This is a genomic window from Butyrivibrio sp. NC3005, assembly GCF_000424545.1.
GTDB lineage: Bacteria > Bacillota > Clostridia > Lachnospirales > Lachnospiraceae > Butyrivibrio.
This window is the reverse complement of the sequence record NZ_AUKC01000023.1, coordinates 23,445-44,648: the sequence shown is the minus strand read 5'-3', so window position 1 is coordinate 44,648 and position 21,204 is coordinate 23,445. Positions and strand designations below refer to the sequence as shown.

Here is a 21,204-nt window from a genome sequence, read left to right as displayed (position 1 = left end):
GAATATATGAAAAAACTTTTGATATTCGATGGTGAAAGTATATTGGAAAAAGCATGGCTTTTGCTTCCTCGTGCTACCAAAGAGTATTCAAGTGGAATATATGGCTTTTTATATTTTATTTTAAAAGAATTTGAAAAAAATACAGACTCTGATTTTGTTGTTTGCTTTGATGGAGAAGAAAGTCTTGAGAGAAAGAAATCCTGTAAGTCATATAAGAAGAACAGTGATTTTTTTGTAAAAGAATTAAAAAAGCAAAGGCAAATCTTAATTGATTTACTTCCAAAAATATCTATTCCTCTTCTAAAATACAGTGATGCAGAATCTATTGATGTTATCAGAAAAATAGTAAGCCTGAAAAAGAATGATAACGATGTAGTTATCTATTCTGACAATGTAATTCTTCTCCAGGAAAAAAGTGAAAATGTTGTTATAGAAAACACAAGCACTGTTATATCTGAAGGTAGTGCATGGAGTGATTATCTAAATATCGAATCCAAATACCTGAATGCAGCTCTTGTTTTAACTGGACAATATTTTAGAAATGTTGAAGATGATGAAAGATGTTCTGAGATTTCATCGGATGATTTTCTTGGACTTGGTACTTCTTTAAGACTTCTTGAACAGTATGAATCTATAGAAGGAATATATACAAATATCGAAGAAATTTCAGGAAATTCTATAAAAGAAAAATTATTGAAAACTAAAGATATTGTATTGCTTATGAGCAACATTTTCTCTGAAAAAATATTTCTTTCAGATGAAAGCAATAAAGAGATAGACGATTATCTTCAAAAAGAGAATTTATCTTTCGAAAGAATAAGTATAAATACTGATGTCATAGAAATACTTAACGAGAATAAAGTTATCTTTTTGGCAAAGAAGTTCCCAGGTCTTTTTGAAAATGTTTCTTTAGAGAAAGATAATTTTGCAGAAGACAGCTGCGGAGAATTTATTAATGCAGATGAAAACCCGTTCGATGGTATAGTTGTTTCTGATGATGTAAAAGAATCCTTCGAAGAAGCAGATAATGATGAAATACTTACCAGAATAGATTTATCAAATGTTCCTTATGAGAAACATCTTGTATGTGGAATTAATGAAGCAGAAGAGATATTTAACAAAGCTTTAGAAAAGGGGAAAAACAAAGATACATTTGTTGGATATATGCTTCTTGAAGATTCTAAAAACACAGAAGACTTTATGGGACTTTCCTTGTGCTTTGACGAAAGGAAAGCATATTTTATCAAAAAAGATGATTCCATGTCTTTGGAATATTTTAGGAAAAAACTTGAACTATTATCAAAGGAGTGCAGACTTTCAACTTTTGATATAAAAAATACATATCACTTTTTTACACCATATGAAATTGATAACGAAAAAGAAGAAGGAAACTTTGATATCCTCCTTGGAGCATATTTGATAAATCCTTTGAAAAATGATTATACAATTAGTGATATTGCTTTAGAATATCTGAATCTTAGTGTAAAGAGTTATGAGGAATACTTTGGTAAAACAAAGCTTAAGGACTTTTTTGAAATACCTGTTCAGATGACTTTTGACTTTTTGTTAGAAACTCCAAAAGAGGATGAGAAACCAAAGAGAAAAAAGAAAAAAGAAGACAAGATAGAACTTGATCCAGAAAAAGCTTTAGAGAGGATGACTGAGTATTCCTGTGATAATGCAAGGGTTTTCTATGAAGCAGCAAGGGCTTTGGAGAAGTCATTGAAGGCTATAAATGAGCTTAATCTTATGAGAAAAATCGAAATGCCGCTTACATATGTTCTTTATGATATGGAGAAGGAAGGCATTATATGTAAGAAAGAAGCTTTGAAAGAGTATGGTGATAGCCTAAAACATGGTATTCTTTCGCTGGAAAAGGATATATATGAGGAAGTCGGCAAAGAGTTTAATATTAACTCGCCTAAACAGCTTGGGACTATTTTGTTTGAAGATATGAATATACCTGGCGGAAAAAAGACCAAGACTGGTTATTCTACATCTGCCGAAGTACTGGAAAGCCTTGCCGGAGATTATCCTTTTGTAAAAAAAATACTAGAGTATCGTACACTTACTAAGCTTAAGAGTACCTATGCAGATTCCCTTGCTGACTATATAGGTAAGGATAATAGAATACATACTAAGTTTAATCAGACAATAACAGCAACAGGAAGAATATCTTCATCAGATCCAAACCTGCAGAATATACCGATGAGAACAGAACTTGGAAGGGCAATAAGAAAAGTATTTGTTCCACGAGATGGCTATGTATTTGCAGATGCAGATTATAGTCAGGTTGAGCTTAGAATACTTGCAGATATTTCTAAGGATGAAGGACTCATTGAAGATTATAAGTCAGGAAAAGATATTCATAGAAGTACTGCTTCTAGGGTTTTCCATACACCATTTGAAGAGGTAACAGATCTTCAAAGAAGCAACGCTAAGGCTGTAAACTTTGGTATTGTATACGGAATCAGTTCATTTGGCCTTGCAGCAGATTTGGGAATATCCAGAACTGAAGCTTCAGGATACATGGATGAGTATTTCAAAATGTATCCAAAAGTTAAGGAATATCAGAAGAAGGCAATTGAATTTGCCAGAGAAAAAGGATATAGTGTGACAATGTTTGATAGAAGACGTCCTATTCCGGAAATAACTGATTCTAATCATAATAAAAGACAATTTGGTGAAAGAGTTGCCATGAATGCGCCTATTCAGGGAACAGCTGCAGATATCATGAAGATAGCAATGATTAATGTTTATAAAGAGCTTCGTACAAGAAATATGAAATCAAAGCTGATACTTCAGATACACGATGAACTTTTAATAGAAACAGCTAAAGATGAAGTAGATAAGGTAAAAGAGATTCTTACAGCACAGATGCAGAATGCTGCACATATGGCAGTACCACTTATAGCAGAGTGTAATATTGGAGAGGATTTTTTCAAAGCAAAGGGTTAAATTACAATATGAAAATAATAGGAGTAACAGGAGGCGTAGGAGCTGGAAAAAGTGAAGTCTTGCGCCATCTTGAACAAAAATACAATTGTAGAGTTATTTTTTCCGATGATGTAGCAAATATCATTAAGAAGAAGGGTATGGAAGCTTATGACAAATTGGTAGAGCTTCTTGGAACAGACATTCTTAATGAAGAAGATGGAGAAATTGACAGAAAGAAGATGGCTAATGCTGTATTCGGGAAGCCAGATGTATTAAAGAAAATAAATGATATTCTTCATCCTCTTACGAATGACTATATTTATGAGCAAATTGAAAAAGAAAAAAACGAAAAAAAATTACAAATTCTGTTTATTGAGGCGGCACTTTTGATAGAAACGGGTTATAATAAAATAGTAGACGAAATGTGGTACATTTTTGCAGACGAAGAAATAAGAAGAAAACGTCTGAAAGCATCTAGGGGCTATTCGGATGCCAAAATTGATAAAATTATTTCGTCACAGCTATCTGAAAGCGAATTTCGTGCCGGCTCGGATTTTATGATTGATAATAGCGGCAGTCTTGAAGATACGCTTCAAATTATAGATAACCATTTGAAAAAATAATTTATAGAACCTTTATTTGTATTCCGTTTTTACATGTAGCAATTACTACTTTCAAAAACAAAGGGGATTTCGCTAATGCAGAGTATGGAGCAGAAAGATCAGGGTGTTGTTTTTGGTTTGGATATTGGAACGCGTAATGTAGTGGGCACTATGGGATATATTAAAGATGGTAAGTTCACCATAATTGCGCAGAAAACCAGAGGTCATGAAACACGAGCCATGTTAGACGGACAGATTCATGACATTGGAAAAGTTGGTGCGACAATAACAGCTATCAAAAATGAACTTGAGCAGGAGACTGATATACATTTGACTGATGTGTGTATAGCAGCCGCTGGTCGTGTACTTCGCACTGTAGAAACTTCCTTGGAAGAAACATATGAAGGAGATCATACAATAACTGATGAGGATATCTACAACCTTAATTCTAAAGCTGTCGAGAAAGCTTATCAGGAGTTTCTTGCAAAAAATGATTCGGAATTAAAATTTTATCTTGTTGGATATTCTGTATTGCATTATTATCTAAACGACTATCAGATAATAAATCTTGAAGGTCATAAAGCGGGAACAGTGAAGGTAGAATTAATTGCTACCTTCCTTCCTGACGATGTCGTTGACTCTCTATATAAAGTTTGTGAAAGAGCAGATTTAAACGTTGTTAATCTAACGCTTGAGCCTATTGCAGCTATCATGGTGGCTATTCCAGAGAAATTTAGAATGTTGAATCTTGCGCTTATTGATGTTGGCGCAGGAACATCTGATATTTGTATTACGAATGAAGGAACAATTACAGCCTACGGAATGATTCCTGTTGCAGGAGATCATTTAACAGAGTCTATTGCAAAGCATTGCCTTGTGGATTTTAATACTGCAGATAACATCAAAGTATCTGCTCAGCATAATGATAGCATAAAGTATATCGATATTATGAATTTGGAAAAGACTATTACAAGGAAAGAAGTTGATGCAGTATTAAATCCTCTCGTAACTTCTATGGCAAAAGATGTAACTGCTGAGATTAAAAGGCTTAACGGGGATAATCCTGTAAGTGCAGTATTCGTAGTCGGTGGTGGAGGATGCGTTGATGGTTATACAACTCAGATTGCTCATTGCATGGGTATAGCAGAGGAAAGAGTTGCGCTTAGAGGTGAAGAGGTTATGAAAGATTTCGTTTTCATGAATGAAGACGGAATAAGACATGATTCTCTTATAGTAACTCCGCTTGGAATATGCCTTAGCTATTATCAGGACACAAATAATTTTATTTTTGTTTCATTTAATGGAGATTCAATAAAGCTTTATGATAATGGAAAGCTCCAGGTAGTAAATGCTGCAATGCAGGCATCTTTTCCTAATGAAGATTTGTTTCCGAAGAGGGGAACTCCTCTTAAATATACAGTTAATGGTAAAGAAAAAGTTGCTCCAGGAACTCTTGGTGAGTCTGCTGTAATTACTGTAAATGGTAAAATAGCAGATATTCATACAAAAATTAGAGCTAATGACATTATCGATGTAAAATCTTCAACAGCAGGTCAGGCTGGCGAGATGGATATTAATTCTTTACCTGAATTTAAATCTAAATTTAAAATTATAGTTAACGGTACGGAAGTAATGGCTTCCCATTTTGCAACAGTAAATGGAGAACCACAGACACCGTTATATCAGATTCAAAATGGCGACAATGTTAAAGTTTTGGATTATGTAACGCCTTCTCAAATAGCACAGTTATTGGACATAGAGATTGATGGAGACACTTTTGTAATCGTCAACAACGAAGAAGCGGATTTGGATACACCAGTTTATGAGAACTTTAAAGTTGAATTCAAGTCAAGAGAAGATTCTATTATGGAATATTATAGAGATATTCCGGATGCAGATGAAGTTGAAATGGAAATGGAAAATGAAGCCTCAGCTGAATCTGCGTTAGAAGCTGATGTGGCAGAAAAGAATAATTTTGAGATAGAACAGGTGGCAAATCCTCCGGTTAAAAATATTCTTGTACGAGATTTGCATGTTATTATCAACGGAAATGCTGTCACACTTAGAAATAAGGCTGAATATATTTTTGTAGATATTTTTGATTATATTGATTTTGATCTTAGTAAACCACAGGGACATGGAATAATAACCCTTCTAAATGGTAACAGTCCAGATTACATGCAAACATTATCTGAGGGAGATAAGATTGAAATACATTGGCAAAAATAAAAGTTGTCAAAAAGCACTTTGATGTGTTAAAGTGTACATGTTGTTTTTAATAAGAAAATGACCATGAAAATAAAACATGGTCTTTTTCTTTGTAACGATATGTAGTATTCTATAGAGAAGGTTTGAATGTCTGTTCAAACTAAGAGGATTATGGTGATATGAGATTTGTCAGTCTGGCTTCAGGAAGCAATGGAAACAGCACATACATTGGTACTGAAAAGACGCACATCTTGGTTGATGCAGGATGCAGCAGGAAAAAAATACTGGAAGGTTTGAATTTTCTGGAACTTGATTTTTCAGATGTTAGTGGAATATTTGTAACTCATGAGCATATAGATCATATAGCAGCTCTTAGGGTTATTCTTAAGAAAAATCAGATACCTGTCTATGCGACAAGGGGAACAATTGAAGGAATTAGGCTTTCTGACAAAAAGCATGAACTAGATGATGCAGATTTTCATGTGATACACCCTGATGAAATTGTTGAAGTAGGAGATATGACAATCAATCCGATGAAGATTTCTCATGATGCCAGAGAACCGGTAGGATTTAGAATATCTAGTGGAAATAAAAAGGTCGCAGTTGCGACTGATTTGGGATGTTATGATGACTATACGGTTAAGAGTCTTCAGGATATGGATGCTTTACTTCTAGAATCCAATCATGACTTGAGAATGTTACAGACAGGGCCTTACCCATACCGTTTGAAAGCAAGAATTGCAGGTAATAAAGGGCATTTATCGAATGATAAATCAGGGGAACTTATCTGCAAACTGTTAAATAATCATATAAAAGGAATTGTTCTTGGTCACTTGTCAGATAAAAACAATATGCCGGAACTAGCTTATGAGACAGTTCGTCTTGCAATTGATATGGGCAACAATCCATATAATAGCAAAGATTTTTTACTGCAGGTTGCAAAACGCAGTGAGATTTCTGAAGTTATAAATGTTTAAATTTTATTAAGTGCATTAGAGTTAAAGGAGAAGTATCATGAAAAGAGCTATCATTACAGTTGTCGGAAAAGATACTGTAGGTATCATTGCCAAAGTTTGCACATCTCTTGCAGAGGAAAACGTTAATATTCTGGATATCAGTCAGACAATCGTTTCTGGTTATTTCAACATGATGATGATTGTTGACATCACAGAAAGAGATGCAGATTTCGTAAAACTTGCCCATAAAGTTGAAAGTCTTGGAACAGAAATCGGCGTTGTAATAAAGATGCAGAGGGAAGATATTTTTAACTCTATGCACAGAATCTGAAAGGAATTGAAGTAAATGATCAATATAAGTGAAGTTTCGGAAACTAATGACATGATTGAGAAGGAGAATCTCGATGTCCGTACTATCACAATGGGTATCAGCCTTTTAGATTGTATAGACTCAGATTTGGACCGTCTTTGTGAAAAGATTCATAACAAAATTTATGAATCAGCTAAAGATTTGGTAAAAACAGGTGAGGATATTTCCAGAGAATTTGGTATTCCTATCGTTAATAAAAGAATATCGCTCACACCTATTGCACTCGTAGGAGGAGCAGCATGTAAGTCATCTGCTGATTTTGTACGTATTGCAAAGACATTAGACAAGGTAGCACATGAAGTAGGCGTCAATTTTATCGGTGGTTATTCAGCCCTTGTCAGTAAAGGAATGACAAAGGCTGATGAAATGCTTATTCGTTCTATTCCAGAAGCACTCGCAAGTACAGAACTTATTTGCAGTTCAGTAAATGTAGGTTCTACTAAGACTGGTATCAATATGGATTCTGTTAGACTTCTTGGAGATATTATTCTTGAAACTGCCGAGAAAACAAAAGATAAGGATAGTCTTGGATGTGCAAAACTTGTAGTATTCTGTAATGCTCCTGATGATAATCCATTTATGGCAGGCGCATTCCATGGCGTTACAGAGGCTGACAGAATAATAAATGTAGGTGTATCAGGACCGGGCGTTGTCAAGACAGCTCTTGAAAAAGTTCGTGGTGAGAACTTTGAAGTTCTTTGCGAGACTATAAAAAAGACTGCATTTAAGGTTACAAGAGTAGGTCAGCTGGTAGCAAAAGAAGCATCTAAGAGACTTGGAGTTCCTTTTGGAATTGTAGATTTGTCACTTGCCCCCACACCTGCAATTGGTGATTCAGTTGCTGATATTCTTCATGAAATTGGAGTTGAGTATGCTGGTGCACCTGGAACAACAGCAGCTCTTGCTTTATTAAATGATCAGGTTAAAAAAGGCGGTGTAATGGCTTCGTCTTATGTCGGAGGTCTTTCTGGTGCATTCATACCTGTAAGTGAAGATCAGGGTATGATAAATGCCGTAGAAGCAGGATGCCTTGTCCTTGAGAAACTTGAGGCAATGACTTGTGTATGTTCAGTAGGACTTGACATGATTGCTATTCCTGGAGATACAAAAGCTACTACAATAGCTGGTATTATCTCAGATGAAATGGCAATTGGAATGATTAATCAGAAAACTACAGCTGTAAGACTCATTCCGGTAATAGGAAAGAAAGTTGGCGAGACTGTTGAGTTTGGAGGTCTTTTGGGATATGCACCTATTATGCCGGTTAACAATTTTGACTGTAGCAATTTTGTTAACAGAGGTGGCAGAATACCTGCACCAATACACAGCTTTAAGAATTAAACAAAAAGTTTTTTAAGTATATTATGCATAATATATAAAAATCATCATGGGAATTTGGTAAATATTAATTTTGACTAAATTTTATGATAAAACATATGATAGCGTGGCTCTGGAATTAGAGCCACGTTTTTGCTAAAAGTGATATGTTATAATAATTGCTGGTTTTATCGGGCTTTATTTCGTTGTATTTTCCGTTGCGCAAGATGTTTTTTTACTATATATTGATAAACGCACTGTATAACAAACGGATTTGAAAAAGCCAAATATCCATGGGAGGATAGGCTATGAAAGAGGGAGAGGAAAATGGAACTTTTTAATTCTTTTAAGGCAATTAATAGCAAGGATGTAGATGGAATAGTTGATTTCTTTATTAAGAACGACTATGTGGTTGATAATTTTACTAATATTGTTGAAAATTTAGATTCCGCAGATGATGTTGCGAATCTTACAGCTTGTTACTCTGAGCTTGTACTTATTATGCAGACTATAAGAAGACTTGATTCCGGTACTTATATTAAAGTTCATGATGCATTCAGACGTAAATGTGGAAAAAATTCTCTGCCAAGATTATATAAACTTTGCATGATGATTGACAATAAATCAAAAATTGATTATGTAAACGAGCAGTGGGAAGCACTTGAGAAAAAAGATCCTGCTGCATTTGCTTCATTAGAAAGAGTATATAATTGGCTTGCTGTTAGATTTAATGAATATGCACTTAGAAATTATTATAGTGAACTTCAGTGCGATGTAGTTTCAAGCTGGGATAATGGAAAGCCTAATTATATTCACGAAAGAATTTGTGATTTTTATTTCCATGTAGTTACACATGATGAATCTGTTGATGGAAATCTTGACTTGATAAAATGGGCGCTTTTGAAGTTGTATGATGGAACATTCTTTACAATTTCACTTCTTGCACATAGCTATGCTATTAGACAGTCCGAAGTATTAACACTTGGATTTAAAGAAGGATATGTTATCGAGATGATTAATTCCTTTAATGGAATGCCTATTACATGCCTTCTACCTGATCTTGGAAAAGGAGTTTTGCAGATTCAGGGAAATAAGTATTTGAATTTCTGTTGTCCAAAGGAAGCAAAGCATGGCAAGGTATCTTGTCCTGATGCACTTAGACCAGCATTCGAATGCTGATTGTTCATTGCTTATTTGAAGTATAAAAATTAAAAAAAAGTAAATAAAACAAGCAAAAAGGCGCCAAAGTGATGCTAATACCGTTATATAATTTGCTATTTTAAAACGGATGGCATATACTTTGGCGTCTTTGTCACGTAAAAACGCTCATCTTACCAGCCTTGACGTATAGAATCTTCAATACTAAAATATGAAGGATGGGGTCGGAGTTATATGGAAATATACATGTTAGCAATTGACAACATGTATGAATCCTTGCTAATGTATTTGGTGTAAAAAAGAAAACTCTTGACTTTTGAATTATATTTCAAAGAAAGAAGGAAGAATATGACAAAGGTAGATATTATTTCAGGTTTTTTGGGTGCTGGAAAAACAACTCTTATCAAAAAGTTATTGTCTGATGCACTTAAGGGAACCAAGACTGTTCTTATAGAAAACGAATTCGGTGAAGTTGGTGTTGATGGAGGATTTCTCAAGGAATCCGGTATTGAAATCAGCGAGATGAATGCAGGATGTATCTGCTGTTCACTTGTTGGTGACTTTGATACCAACCTTACAGAAATCATGAATAAGTATGCTCCAGAAAGAATTCTTATTGAGCCTTCAGGAGTAGGAAAGCTTTCAGATGTAGCTGTTGCTATTAAAAATGTTACAGATAAATTCCCAGAGATGATATTGAACAGTGCAGTTACAGTTGTTGATGTCACAAAAGTTAAAATGTATATTAAGAACTTTGGTGAGTTCTATACAAACCAGATTGCAAGTGCAGGCACTATCATACTTACACGTACAGATAAAGCCGATGAGAAGAAGATTGAGGATGCTGTTGAACTTATCAAGTCTTTAAACAGCAAGGCTACTGTTATTACTACACCTATTGATATGCTTGATGGAAAGGAAATCCTTGATACTTTCGAAGGAAATCACGATTTAGAGAAAGAACTTCTTGAGGAAATGACAAGAGAACACCTTGAAGAGGAAGAGCATGATCATCATCATCACCATCATGACGAAGATGAAGATGAAGACGAGCATGAGCACTGCTGTCATCACCACCATGAAGATGAAGACGAGCATGAGCATCATCACAATGATGAAGATGAGCATGAACATTGCTGTCATCACCACCATGATGATGATGAAGATGAGCATGAACATTGCTGTCATCACCACCATGATGATGAAGATGAACATGATCATCACCATCATGAAGAAGACGAGGACGGCGTAGTAGTTCATCATAGCCATGATCATCACCATCATGGACATGAGCACCACCATCACCATGGCGGACATGATGCAGATGAAGTATTCCAGAGCTGGGCTCTTGAAACTCCTGCAAAGTATACAAAGGATGAGATTAAAGAGATGCTTGCCAAACTTGACAATATCGACGAGTACGGATTCGTTCTTAGAAGTAAAGGTATGGTAAGTGATGCAAGCGGAAAGTGGATTGAGTTTGATTATGTTCCAGAGGAAACACAGATTAGAGATGGTAATCCGGAAGTTACTGGAAAGATTGTTGTAATTGGTTCTGGACTTAAGGAAGATGCTCTTGAGAATCTTTTCCGTCATAGAAAATAATTTGTTTATGAAAGGATTGAAGTAATGAAGCCAGTATATATTCTTTATGGTTTCCTTGAAAGCGGAAAAACGGATTTTTTGCGTTATACAATTGCACAACCGTATTTTAAAATAAATGGAAAAACTCTTCTTATTGTTTGTGAAGAGGGTGAAGATGAGTACGAAGAGAAAGTACTAAGGGCAAATGATACAATAAAAGTTGTAATCGATGATGAAGAGAATTTCACAATCGGAAAGCTTACAAATCTTGAGAATCAATACAATCCTGATAGAATACTCATCGAGTTTAATGGAATGTGGGACTCCAGAAAAATACAGCTTCCAAAGAGCTGGCAGATTGAGCAGCAGATTACTATGATTAACTGCATGACTTTCGAAATGTATTTTAACAACATGAAGTCAATGCTGGCTGAACATATAAGAAGAGCAGATCTTATTCTGTTCAATCGTTGCGACGGTCTAAATGAGAAACTTCCTGTTTATAAGCGTAATGTTAAAGCTATCAATCAGGCTGCAGATATTATCTTTGAGGATAAAAATGGAGAGGTTGATGTAACTTTGGACGAAGATCTTCCATTTGATTTGAAAGCAGATCCAATTGAGCTTAACAATTATGGTTATGGAATGTTCTATCTTGATGCACTTGAGCATGTAGATCGTTATGAGGGAAAAAATGTTAAATTCCGTGCAATGGTTGCTAAGCCGCCAGAATTTCCAAAGACAAGATTTGTTCCTGGAAGAATGTCTATGACTTGCTGTGCGCAGGATATGCAGTTCCTTGGTTTTGCATGTGATTATGATAGAGCATCTGAACTCGAAGAAAAAAGCTGGGTTGATGTAACGGCAAGAATAGAGCGAGAATTTGTTAAAGAATATGGCGGTGAGGGACCGGTTCTCAAGGCTATAAGTGTAATACCTTCTAGCGAGCCGGAAAGTCCTGTTATCGATTTTTCTCAGCCTATTATGAGTGAATAAAAAGCTAAAAGTTTAAAATATATTTAAGGTGATTATAAGTTTGAAATGCAGTCTGTTTACTTTTGTGAGCAGGCTGTATTTTTGTGACTTTAGTTGTTAGTTAGTTAATTGTCTTGCTATCAATGTGGTGCAGTGGTATAGTATATGTAGTAATTAAAACTATATGAAGCTGGAAAGAATACCGCTTCGTTTTGAGGAGGCTATATCAATGAATATCAAGGATTTGAAACACTTTTTTAAGGAACATCTTGTTCCGAAGAAATATTATAAGATTGGAAAAGAACATAAAAATCGCATATGCCTGATAAAGTCTACTGATGGATGGGATATTTTCTTTAAAGATGATAAGGAAAAAGTTGGAACACAGCACTATAGTGATGAATCATCAGCTTGTGTTGCCATGATGAATGAGATAAGAAAGCTTATGGAGTCTGCAAATGGACTTACATGGGCTAGAAGATAAAATCTTACTAAAAAGGTGTGTAAAATGAAAATTCATTTTACACACCTTTTTAAGAAGTTTATTGTAATATAAAGTTTACAGTAAGAAAAGATGAAAATTACATCTTTGCTACAGCTTTAGCAAGGCGAGAAACTTTACGGGAAGCTGTATTCTTCTTGAATACACCCTTAGACTCAGCCTTATCGATAGCGGATGTAGCACAGATAAGAGCCTTAGCAGCATCTTCCTTGTTGCCAGCATCGATAGCGGATCTTACCTTCTTAATTTCTGTCTTAACAGCAGACTTGATAGCCTGATTACGATCTGCACGCTTAGCGCTTGTCAGAACTCTCTTCTTAGCAGACTTAATATTTGCCATGATTAGATTACCTCCAGATTAATATCCTATTAACTTAAAATAATTGCAGGAACATTCAAGCCGGACACGGACAGCGAACGTTCACATATGGCATAAATTTTAGAAGAAAATCATCAAAATGTCAATACTTATTGTAGAAATTCAACCCTAAATATGTTAGGATAGTAACTGTTCACAGGTAGCAGGAAACGCATAGCCGCTGACTGCATAAGAAAGAATTCAAATGTGAGGGATGATTTTGCGAAGCAAACTATAATATCATCCCGAATAGTTAATGTATCGAGCGAAAGCGAGAAACATTAACTAGAATTCATTAAATATAGTATAAGATGAGGATTATATGTCTGCAATAGAACAAAGTAAAATTAGAAATTTTTGTATAGTAGCTCACATTGATCATGGTAAATCCACTTTGGCTGATCGTCTTATTGAGAAGACTGGTGTTTTGACAAGCAGAGAGATGAGCGCACAGGTTCTCGATAATATGGATATCGAGAGAGAAAGAGGAATTACCATAAAGAGTCAGGCTGTACGAATGGTATATAAAGCAAAAGATGGTAATGAATATATTTTCAATATGATAGATACTCCAGGTCATGTTGACTTTGGATATGAGGTAAGCCGAAGTCTTGCTGCTTGTGATGGAGCTATTCTTGTTGTAGATGCAACTCAGGGAGTAGAAGCTCAGACACTTGCTAATGTATATCTTGCACTTGATCATGATTTGGACGTTTTTCCAGTAATCAATAAGATTGACTTGCCAAGTGCTCAGGCAGATGAAGTTAAGCAAGAAATAGAAGATGTGATAGGCATTGATGCCTCTGATGCTCCGCTTATTTCTGCCAAAAATGGAATCGGAATTGAGGAAGTTCTTGAGAAGGTAGTTACAGCTATTCCAGCTCCTGATGGAGATGATAAGGCACCATTAAAGGCTCTTATTTTTGATTCAACTTATGACCCTTACCGAGGAGTTATTGTATTTCTGCGAGTAAGAGATGGAATCCTTAAAAAAGGCATGAAGGTTAAATTCATGTCAACAGGTGCAGTTGAAGAAGTTGTTGAAGTAGGTTACTTTGGACCGGGACAGTTTATCGCCTGCGATGAACTTACACCTGGAATGGTAGGTTATTTCACAGCATCTATTAAGAATATCAAAGAGTCCAGAGTAGGCGACACAGTAACAGATGCTGACGCACCATGTGCAGAGCCTCTTCCTGGATATAAGCAGGTAATGCCTATGGTATATTGTGGAATATACCCTGCTGATTCTGCAAGATATCCTGAACTTAGAGATGCTTTAGAAAAGCTGCAGTTAAATGATGCGTCTCTTTTCTATGAGCCAGAGACTTCTCAGGCACTTGGATTTGGTTTTAGATGTGGATTCCTTGGACTTTTACATCTCGAGGTTATACAGGAACGTTTAGAAAGAGAATACAACCTTGATCTTGTTACCACTGCTCCAGGCGTTGTATATAAAATTCACAAGACTGATGGAACAGTTTTTGATTTGACTAATCCATCCAACCTTCCAGATCCATCAGAGATTGAATACATGGAAGAACCTATTGTTAATGGTGAAATAATGGTAACAACAGAGTATATCGGTTCTATTATGCAGCTTTGTCAGGAAAGGCGTGGAAAATATATCTCAACAGATTATGTGGAAACGACAAGAGCTATCTTAAAATATGAGCTTCCACTTAATGAGATTATTTACGATTTCTTTGATGCTCTTAAGTCTAGATCAAGAGGATATGCATCTTTTGATTATGAAATGAAAGGATATGAGCGTTCAGAATTAGTGAAGCTTGATATTCTTATCAATAAAGATAATGTCGATGCTCTTAGCTTTATCGTACATAAGGACGGTGCTTATGAGCGAGGAAGAAAGATGTGCGAGAAGCTTAAAGAAGAGATTCCAAGACACTTGTTCGAAATTCCTATTCAGGCTGCTGTTGGTGGAAAAGTTATCGCTAGAGAAACCGTCAAAGCTCTTCGTAAGGATGTACTTGCCAAGTGCTATGGTGGTGATATCAGCCGTAAGAAGAAACTTTTGGAGAAGCAGAAGGAAGGAAAGAAGAAAATGCGCCAGATTGGTAGCGTAGAAGTACCTCAGTCTGCATTCCTTAGCGTTCTTAAGCTAGATGAAGATAAGTGATAAAATATTCAAACAGCAAAACGGACTGTATTCAGTCGAATAATAAAAAATTATGATGAATTCATTTGATAAACCAATTGAACTTACAAATAATAACAACGGCCAGAAAGCAGCATGCGATCTGGCCATTTATATTCATATACCTTTTTGCGTTAGAAAATGTGCATACTGTGATTTTTTATCATTTCCAGCGGTGCTTAACAAGCAGGAGCAATATGTAAATGCGCTGATTGAAGAAATAAGGTTTTATGGAAAAAAAACAAACCACAGCACAGTCAAAACAGTTTTTATAGGTGGAGGGACACCTTCATCAATCCCAGTATCATTATTAGAGAAAATATGCAAAACTGTTCATGACTGTTTTACATACGCAAAGAATATCGAATTTTCTATCGAGGTTAATCCGGGAACAGTAACAAAAGAAAAGCTTTGTTTATATAAAAAGGCTGGGATAAACAGGATAAGTATAGGCTGTCAGTCATTAAATGATGATGAATTAAAGATTCTTGGAAGAATACACGATAGTAAGACCTTTTTAAAAACTTTTGAAGATGCAAGAAGTGCAGGTTTTGATAATATCAATATAGATTTGATGAGTGCAATTCCAGGGCAAAGCTTTGACTCATGGTCTAGAACATTATCGAAAGCAGTTAGTTTAAAGCCTGAACATATCTCTGCCTATAGTCTTATTATCGAAGAAGGAACACCATTTTATGAGCATTACAGTGAAGTTGTAGATAGAGATAATTATGATGTGGAGTCGGAACTGATATCCAAAGGTAAAGTTGCAGAGCTGCGTGAAAATAGTAAAAATGCGGATGTACAATGGCCTCCTCTTCCAACAGAAAATGAGGAACGTGCCATGTATGATTTTACAGAAGAATTTTTAGCTCAAAACGGCTATCATAGATATGAAATTTCAAATTATGCAAGAAATGATGGTGATTATGAATGCAGGCATAATAAAGCATACTGGACAAGAGGTGAATATCTTGGATTTGGAATAGGGGCGGCTAGCCTTTATAAAGAAAGTAGATGGTCCAATCCGCGAAGTATTGAGGACTATATATCATTTTGGCAAAATAAAAATACAGATTCATCAATTCCAGTTAAAAATTTTGTGGAAGACTATCAAGAATTATCTGTAAGTGAGCAGAAAGAAGAGTTTATTTTGCTTGGACTACGGTTATGCAGGGGGATTGCTTTAAAAGACTATGAGGATACCTTTAAAGAGCCAATTTATAAAGATTATGGCCAGAAAATTAATCAGTTTATCAAAGCATCTCTTCTAGATGAAAAAGATGGACGACTTTTTTTTACTAAAAAGGGAATCGCTGTAAGTAATGCTGTTTTAGCAGAACTTCTCTATTAAGCTACTTGAAAAGCCATCACTTTATTTCTATAATGTAGTAAAGTCAGACTGGTTCATAGGCTAACAAACTGGTTCAAGTTTAAGCATTTTTTAAATAGCTAGTTTGCATTGCTTTTTAAACGAAGTGACAAAAATCTTTAGATAATATCTTTGAAAGGATTTTACTATGAAAACTAAAGTTTATATTGATGGTCAAAGTGGAACAACAGGTCTTCAGATTTATGAGAGAATAAGCAGTCGTGATGATTTGGAACTGCTTCGAATAGATGAGGATAAAAGGCATGATATTGAGGAACGAAAGAAGTTTTTAAACAGCGCAGATATTGTCTTTTTATGTTTGCCTGATGATGGTGCAAGAGAGGCAGTTTCTTTAATTGAAAACGATAAAGTTAGAGTAATTGATGCATCTACAGCACATAGAACAGATGATAACTGGGTATATGGATTTCCAGAACTTTCCAATAAACAGAGAGAAAAAATCAGCAAAGGAAAGAGAATTGCAAATCCGGGATGTCATGCAACAGGCTTTATTTCAATAGTGGCACCACTTGTAAGAACAGGAATTCTTCCAGCTGACTATCCAATGACATGTACATCTTTAACTGGTTATTCAGGTGGCGGCAAAAAAATGATTCAGGAGTATGAAGAAGAAAATAGGGATTCTTTATTATCATCTCCTGCATTGTACGGTCTTGCTCTAAAACACAAGCATATTCCGGAGATGATGAAAATGACAGGACTTACAAATCCACCTGCATTTCTTCCAATAGTAGATGATTATTATAAGGGAATGGCTACGACAATTCTTCTTCAAAACAGTCTTTTGAAGGATGGAATAGACAGCAGAGGAATCTGTAAGGCTATGAAAGAGTATTATGCGGATTCCTGTTTTATTACTGTTAAAGATTTCGATGAACCAAAAGACAAAATTTATGCAAACTCTTTGCAGGGAACCAATAAAATTGATATATATGTCTATGGAAACGGAGCTCAGACAGGTATTACATCAGTATTTGATAATCTTGGGAAAGGTGCATCCGGCGCTGCAATTCAGAATATGAATATAATGCTGGGATTAGACGAAACAACAGGTCTATAATACAGGGCTTTAGGGGGAATATAGTTGAGCAAAAGAACTAAGAGGGTAGTTATTTCGTTCATTATTATAACTGTATGTCTATCAGCACATCTAGGATACAAATCTTTTGCAGATTGTAGGAAATCAAATAAAAAGGCGCTTGTACTGGATGTGTTCGATAGTCAGGCTAATTATCAAGGTTTGCAGTCAGGATGGTATGCAAAACTTATAAAAGATAAATTCAATATTGAACTTAATATCATTGCGCCTAACGTTGCAGGAGGAGGAAATAAACTTTTTCAGACGAGGTGTGCTAATGGAAATTTGGGGGATATCATCATTACAAACTTAGACCAAAGCCGGCTTAAGGATTTGGTTTCTTCAGATTTAATTCTTGATTTCACACCATATATGGATAATTGTCCCAATTTAAAAAAATATGAAAAAGCAATTTTAAAGGCATCAAGTCTTGCTGAAATAAAAGGAATGTGGGCAGTTCCTTCAGAAATTTCATCACTAAACAGTAGTAAGCCCTGTAATGCAATAGAACCAACAGTTGCACCGTCTATAAGATGGGACATATATACGGCTATTGGAAGCCCTAATATAAAAAATTCAAAAGAGTTTTTGAGAGTTTTAAAAAGAATGCAGGATTATGCAAATGCTCAAAATAATGGAGAAAAAATATATTCAATTTCTCTTTTTCATGACTGGGATAACGATTCTATGCAGAATACAGATGCAATTAGAGGCATGTACGGTTTTACTCAGATTGGATTTGCATTTCCGCGTGCAGACGGTTCATGCATTCAGAGCATAATCGACAATGATGGAATATATAAAGAGGCATTGAGATTTTTCTATGAAGCCAATAAGCTCGGACTTGTGGATCCTGATTCGTATAATCAGACATTTGATATGGTGGCGCAGAAATATAAAGAGGGAAGGATTCTATATTCTTTTTGGCCATGGCTTGGCGCAGGTCATTACAATACTGTCGAACATATAGAGGAAGGCAAAGGTTTTGCTACAGTTATTATTGATGATATGAAGTGTCTAGAATATGGATGCATGCCAGATGGAAAAGTTGGAACAGGAATAATGATGGGAAGAAACTGTGAAGACCCGCAGAGAGTAGCAGAGTTTATTGACTGGTTGTATTCTTTTGAGGGAATTATGGCATCAGAAACAGAAAACGGAAGTACAGCAGGACCTAAAGGAATATGTTGGGACATTGTAGATGATAAACCTGTTATTACCAGTCTTGGTGAAAAGCTAATTGTAAATGGTGAAGATATTCCTCTTCCCAAAAGCCTTGGTGAGGGTACTTGGAGAGATGGGTGTTGTGCACTAAATTATAAGTCTGTAGGAGTGTTGAATAAAGATGAAGATACGGGAATTTCCTATAATTATCTAACCTGGGATGATTATAAGAAAAAGACTGCAACAAAACTGTCACAATCCTGGCAAGCATACTATAATACATCGCTTCTTCCTATAGAATATCTGTCGAATAATAATATGCTTATGGTTTTCCCAGGAGATAATATTGCAATGCCTGACTATAGTCCGGAACTAGTGGCAATAAAAGAAAAATGTAGACAGATAATAATAGATTATAGCTGGAAAATGGTTTTTGCTAAGGATGATGAGAAATTTGAATCGTATTTTAAAGATATGGTTAAGATGGTAAAAAGTATTGGTTTTGATAAGGTTTTCGAAGAAGATTATGCAAGGAGCAGGTCAATAATTGATAAACACTAAGAATAAAAGCGTAAAATCTCAGATACGAATGCTGCTTATAGTGTTATGTGTACCGGTTTGGATACTGGGAGGGGCAGCATTAAAGCAGATGAACAAACAGCTTCTAAGAGAAAATGTCACATTAATAAATGCAGAGACAACTCGCATAAAGGCAATTATCTCAGATATTACTTCCACAGTGTATGAATTTTCTGAGACAATAGTAAGCAACACCAATTATATTGAAACACTCTCAAAGAAAAAGTTTGAAAGTGATTTGGAGATAAATGCACTTGAAAGTACTCTTAATCATTTCTATCAAGATCAGGCTAACGTTTCTTCTGTTACACTCTACACAAGTAACGTGGCGATTCCTAAAAGCAGTCACATAGAACACTTAGATAGAAAGACGTTGGCTAATTTAAGCCAGGAAAATCAAAGAAAAGAAATAGTCTCAGATGAACAATACCAGAATAATAGAATACTTGATAATACTTCAGTTACTGGAAAATGGTGCTATATTGTCAGAAAAGACAGTCTGGGAAAAGATGTTTATGAACTTGCACTTGTTCGTAGAATGTGGGTTGCATCGTACATTGATGATGCTTATCTTGTTGTTACACTTGATAATAATAATCTGCGAAACAGGATAGGCAGAAATGATTTTTCTGTAGAGATAACAACTGATAATGATTACTGTATGTATGCAGATGATATTCATAAAACAGGAAAGGTAAGTAGTATAAGAAACTGTATTCCGTATATTGATTTAGAGGCTACTAACGTATCTGATTACAACGATGAGAAAATATTAGGACATACAGATTTTATAAAGACATATCTTACTGGAAATAAGATTTTTATTTCTGTGTATGAGCCTTTTTCTAAAACAAATATTTTTGCTGTGACTTTCTTTTTCGTAATGATGATATTTCTACTTACTATTATTCCGGCAATTATTATCTGGAAATTTTCAGATTCTTTTGCAAAAAGAACTCAAAATCTGCGACAAGCAATGCATAAGGCAAGTATTGGCGATTATGATATTATTACGAATTTCAGTGGAAATGATGATGAGCTTAAGGAAACGTTTGCTGACTTACTAACGACTGTTAAGAGAATAAAAGAGCAGGAAGCTATTGTATATAAGGGAATTCTGAGAGAAAAAGAACTTCGCAACAGGCAGCAGGAAATAGAGTATAATCTTCTGGCAAGTCAGATAAATCCGCATTTTCTTTTCAATACCTTAGAGATTATAAGAATGCTATCGTTAACAGGAGACAGCAAACAAACTGCGGCTGCTATAAAACTTCTTGGAAAATCACTTCGGTATGTGCTGGAAAATACAGGTACTCGCAATGTTACCCTGTCGCAGGAACTTGATCAGGTAGAAACATATCTTAAAATACAGCATATAAGATTTGGGGATAGAGTTAACTATAATATAAATATTGCTAAAGACGTAGATACAAATGAAATCTATATTCTGCCGTTTCTGATACAACCCCTTGTGGAGAATGCAATAGTACACGGTCTTGAAGGTATTCTTACAGGAGGACAAATTAAGATTAGTATTTTCAAAGAAGTAATAATTCAAGAAAAAATAATAGATGAAAAAATTATAAATGAAAAAAATATAAATGAAAAACTGCCTAGTGAAAGAGTATTGGAAGAAAAGTTTTTGAAAATAGAAATAGAAGACAATGGTATAGGAATGAGCAAAGAGAAGATTCAGGATGTACTTTCTAAAATGCAGTATCATGACAATACCAGAAACAGCATAGGTTTATCTAATGTTTTTCAAAGGGTTAAACTATACTATGGAGAAGGGTGCTCCTTGAATCTTGAAAGTAAACTGAGCAAAGGAACTAAGTCTATTCTAAGATTAAAAATATGGGAGTAAA

Annotated in this window: 16 protein-coding genes; 15 read left to right on the top strand and 1 reads right to left on the bottom strand. The window is 35.2% G+C overall.

Annotated elements, in window-relative coordinates; translation table 11 throughout:
* Nucleotides 1–6 precede the first annotated feature (6 nt).
* From polA to G634_RS0107460, 10 genes are all read left to right on the top strand, one after another.
* Nucleotides 7–2,958 (top strand): DNA polymerase I, encoded by a 2,952-nt coding sequence (gene polA, locus G634_RS0107505; protein ID WP_026504776.1) that lies wholly within the window; start codon nt 7–9, stop codon nt 2,956–2,958.
* Nucleotides 2,959–2,966: 8 nt separating this feature from the next.
* Nucleotides 2,967–3,560, top strand: coding sequence for a dephospho-CoA kinase (coaE, locus tag G634_RS0107500; protein ID WP_026504775.1), 594 nt, complete (start codon nt 2,967–2,969; stop codon nt 3,558–3,560).
* Between the two features lie 75 nt (nt 3,561–3,635).
* On the top strand, nt 3,636–5,768 hold the full coding sequence (locus tag G634_RS0107495; protein WP_026504774.1) for a cell division protein FtsA: 2,133 nt from the start codon (nt 3,636–3,638) through the stop codon (nt 5,766–5,768).
* Nucleotides 5,769–5,926: 158 nt separating this feature from the next.
* Complete coding sequence (locus G634_RS0107490; protein ID WP_026504773.1) at nt 5,927–6,724, top strand: MBL fold metallo-hydrolase; 798 nt, start codon at nt 5,927–5,929, stop codon at nt 6,722–6,724.
* Nucleotides 6,725–6,761: 37 nt separating this feature from the next.
* Entirely contained in the window at nt 6,762–7,034 is a 273-nt protein-coding gene (locus G634_RS0107485) for an ACT domain-containing protein (protein WP_026504772.1), read from the top strand.
* A 15-nt stretch (nt 7,035–7,049) separates the two neighbouring features.
* The gene (locus tag G634_RS0107480) at nt 7,050–8,414 is read left to right on the top strand and encodes a PFL family protein (protein ID WP_026504771.1); all 1,365 of its coding nucleotides are present in this window, start codon (nt 7,050–7,052) and stop codon (nt 8,412–8,414) included.
* Nucleotides 8,415–8,717: 303 nt separating this feature from the next.
* A complete protein-coding gene (locus G634_RS0107475) occupies nt 8,718–9,569 on the top strand; it encodes a hypothetical protein (protein ID WP_026504770.1) in 852 nt (283 codons plus the stop codon).
* A 327-nt stretch (nt 9,570–9,896) separates the two neighbouring features.
* A complete protein-coding gene (locus G634_RS0107470) occupies nt 9,897–11,153 on the top strand; it encodes a GTP-binding protein (protein ID WP_026504769.1) in 1,257 nt (418 codons plus the stop codon).
* 24 nt (nt 11,154–11,177) lie between these two features.
* On the top strand, nt 11,178–12,128 hold the full coding sequence (locus tag G634_RS0107465; protein WP_026504768.1) for a TIGR03943 family putative permease subunit: 951 nt from the start codon (nt 11,178–11,180) through the stop codon (nt 12,126–12,128).
* A 208-nt stretch (nt 12,129–12,336) separates the two neighbouring features.
* Complete coding sequence (locus tag G634_RS0107460; protein ID WP_026504767.1) at nt 12,337–12,591, top strand: hypothetical protein; 255 nt, start codon at nt 12,337–12,339, stop codon at nt 12,589–12,591.
* A 97-nt stretch (nt 12,592–12,688) separates the two neighbouring features.
* Here the strand turns inward: G634_RS0107460 and rpsT are convergent, their stop codons facing one another.
* Nucleotides 12,689–12,949: a 30S ribosomal protein S20 gene (gene rpsT, locus G634_RS0107455; protein WP_026504766.1), complete on the bottom strand. Its 261-nt coding sequence runs from the start codon at nt 12,947–12,949 to the stop codon at nt 12,689–12,691.
* 340 nt (nt 12,950–13,289) lie between these two features.
* Between rpsT and lepA the strand changes: the two genes are divergently transcribed.
* The 5 genes from lepA to G634_RS0107430 all read left to right on the top strand — a co-directional run bounded on the left by lepA (nt 13,290) and on the right by G634_RS0107430 (nt 21,203).
* Nucleotides 13,290–15,107 carry a translation elongation factor 4 gene (gene lepA, locus G634_RS0107450; RefSeq protein ID WP_026504765.1) on the top strand — a complete coding sequence of 606 codons (1,818 nt, stop codon included), beginning with the start codon at nt 13,290–13,292 and terminating at the stop codon, nt 15,105–15,107.
* A gap of 52 nt (nt 15,108–15,159) precedes the next feature.
* The gene (hemW, locus tag G634_RS0107445; protein WP_242826786.1) at nt 15,160–16,479 is read left to right on the top strand and encodes a radical SAM family heme chaperone HemW; all 1,320 of its coding nucleotides are present in this window, start codon (nt 15,160–15,162) and stop codon (nt 16,477–16,479) included.
* A gap of 166 nt (nt 16,480–16,645) precedes the next feature.
* Nucleotides 16,646–17,578: an N-acetyl-gamma-glutamyl-phosphate reductase gene (gene argC / locus G634_RS0107440; RefSeq protein ID WP_026504763.1), complete on the top strand. Its 933-nt coding sequence runs from the start codon at nt 16,646–16,648 to the stop codon at nt 17,576–17,578.
* 24 nt (nt 17,579–17,602) lie between these two features.
* Nucleotides 17,603–19,321, top strand: coding sequence for a hypothetical protein (locus tag G634_RS18410; RefSeq protein WP_035799318.1), 1,719 nt, complete (start codon nt 17,603–17,605; stop codon nt 19,319–19,321).
* Nucleotides 19,308–21,203 carry a sensor histidine kinase gene (locus G634_RS0107430; RefSeq protein ID WP_026504762.1) on the top strand — a complete coding sequence of 632 codons (1,896 nt, stop codon included), beginning with the start codon at nt 19,308–19,310 and terminating at the stop codon, nt 21,201–21,203. The genes G634_RS18410 and G634_RS0107430 overlap by 14 nt, the downstream gene beginning before the upstream one ends.
* The last annotated feature ends 1 nt before the right edge of the window (nt 21,204 follow it).

What these genes read in the sequence shown, in the direction of transcription:
- polA (WP_026504776.1), top strand. Translation starts at nt 7, where the DNA reads ATGAAAAAACTTTTGATATTCGATGGTGAAAGTATATTGGAAAAAGCA.
- coaE (WP_026504775.1), top strand. Translation starts at nt 2,967, where the DNA reads ATGAAAATAATAGGAGTAACAGGAGGCGTAGGAGCTGGAAAAAGTGAA.
- G634_RS0107495 (WP_026504774.1), top strand. Translation starts at nt 3,636, where the DNA reads ATGCAGAGTATGGAGCAGAAAGATCAGGGTGTTGTTTTTGGTTTGGAT.
- G634_RS0107490 (WP_026504773.1), top strand. Translation starts at nt 5,927, where the DNA reads ATGAGATTTGTCAGTCTGGCTTCAGGAAGCAATGGAAACAGCACATAC.
- G634_RS0107485 (WP_026504772.1), top strand. Translation starts at nt 6,762, where the DNA reads ATGAAAAGAGCTATCATTACAGTTGTCGGAAAAGATACTGTAGGTATC.
- G634_RS0107480 (WP_026504771.1), top strand. Translation starts at nt 7,050, where the DNA reads ATGATCAATATAAGTGAAGTTTCGGAAACTAATGACATGATTGAGAAG.
- G634_RS0107475 (WP_026504770.1), top strand. Translation starts at nt 8,718, where the DNA reads ATGGAACTTTTTAATTCTTTTAAGGCAATTAATAGCAAGGATGTAGAT.
- G634_RS0107470 (WP_026504769.1), top strand. Translation starts at nt 9,897, where the DNA reads ATGACAAAGGTAGATATTATTTCAGGTTTTTTGGGTGCTGGAAAAACA.
- G634_RS0107465 (WP_026504768.1), top strand. Translation starts at nt 11,178, where the DNA reads ATGAAGCCAGTATATATTCTTTATGGTTTCCTTGAAAGCGGAAAAACG.
- G634_RS0107460 (WP_026504767.1), top strand. Translation starts at nt 12,337, where the DNA reads ATGAATATCAAGGATTTGAAACACTTTTTTAAGGAACATCTTGTTCCG.
- rpsT (WP_026504766.1), bottom strand. Translation starts at nt 12,949, where the DNA reads ATGGCAAATATTAAGTCTGCTAAGAAGAGAGTTCTGACAAGCGCTAAG.
- lepA (WP_026504765.1), top strand. Translation starts at nt 13,290, where the DNA reads ATGTCTGCAATAGAACAAAGTAAAATTAGAAATTTTTGTATAGTAGCT.
- hemW (WP_242826786.1), top strand. Translation starts at nt 15,160, where the DNA reads ATGATGAATTCATTTGATAAACCAATTGAACTTACAAATAATAACAAC.
- argC (WP_026504763.1), top strand. Translation starts at nt 16,646, where the DNA reads ATGAAAACTAAAGTTTATATTGATGGTCAAAGTGGAACAACAGGTCTT.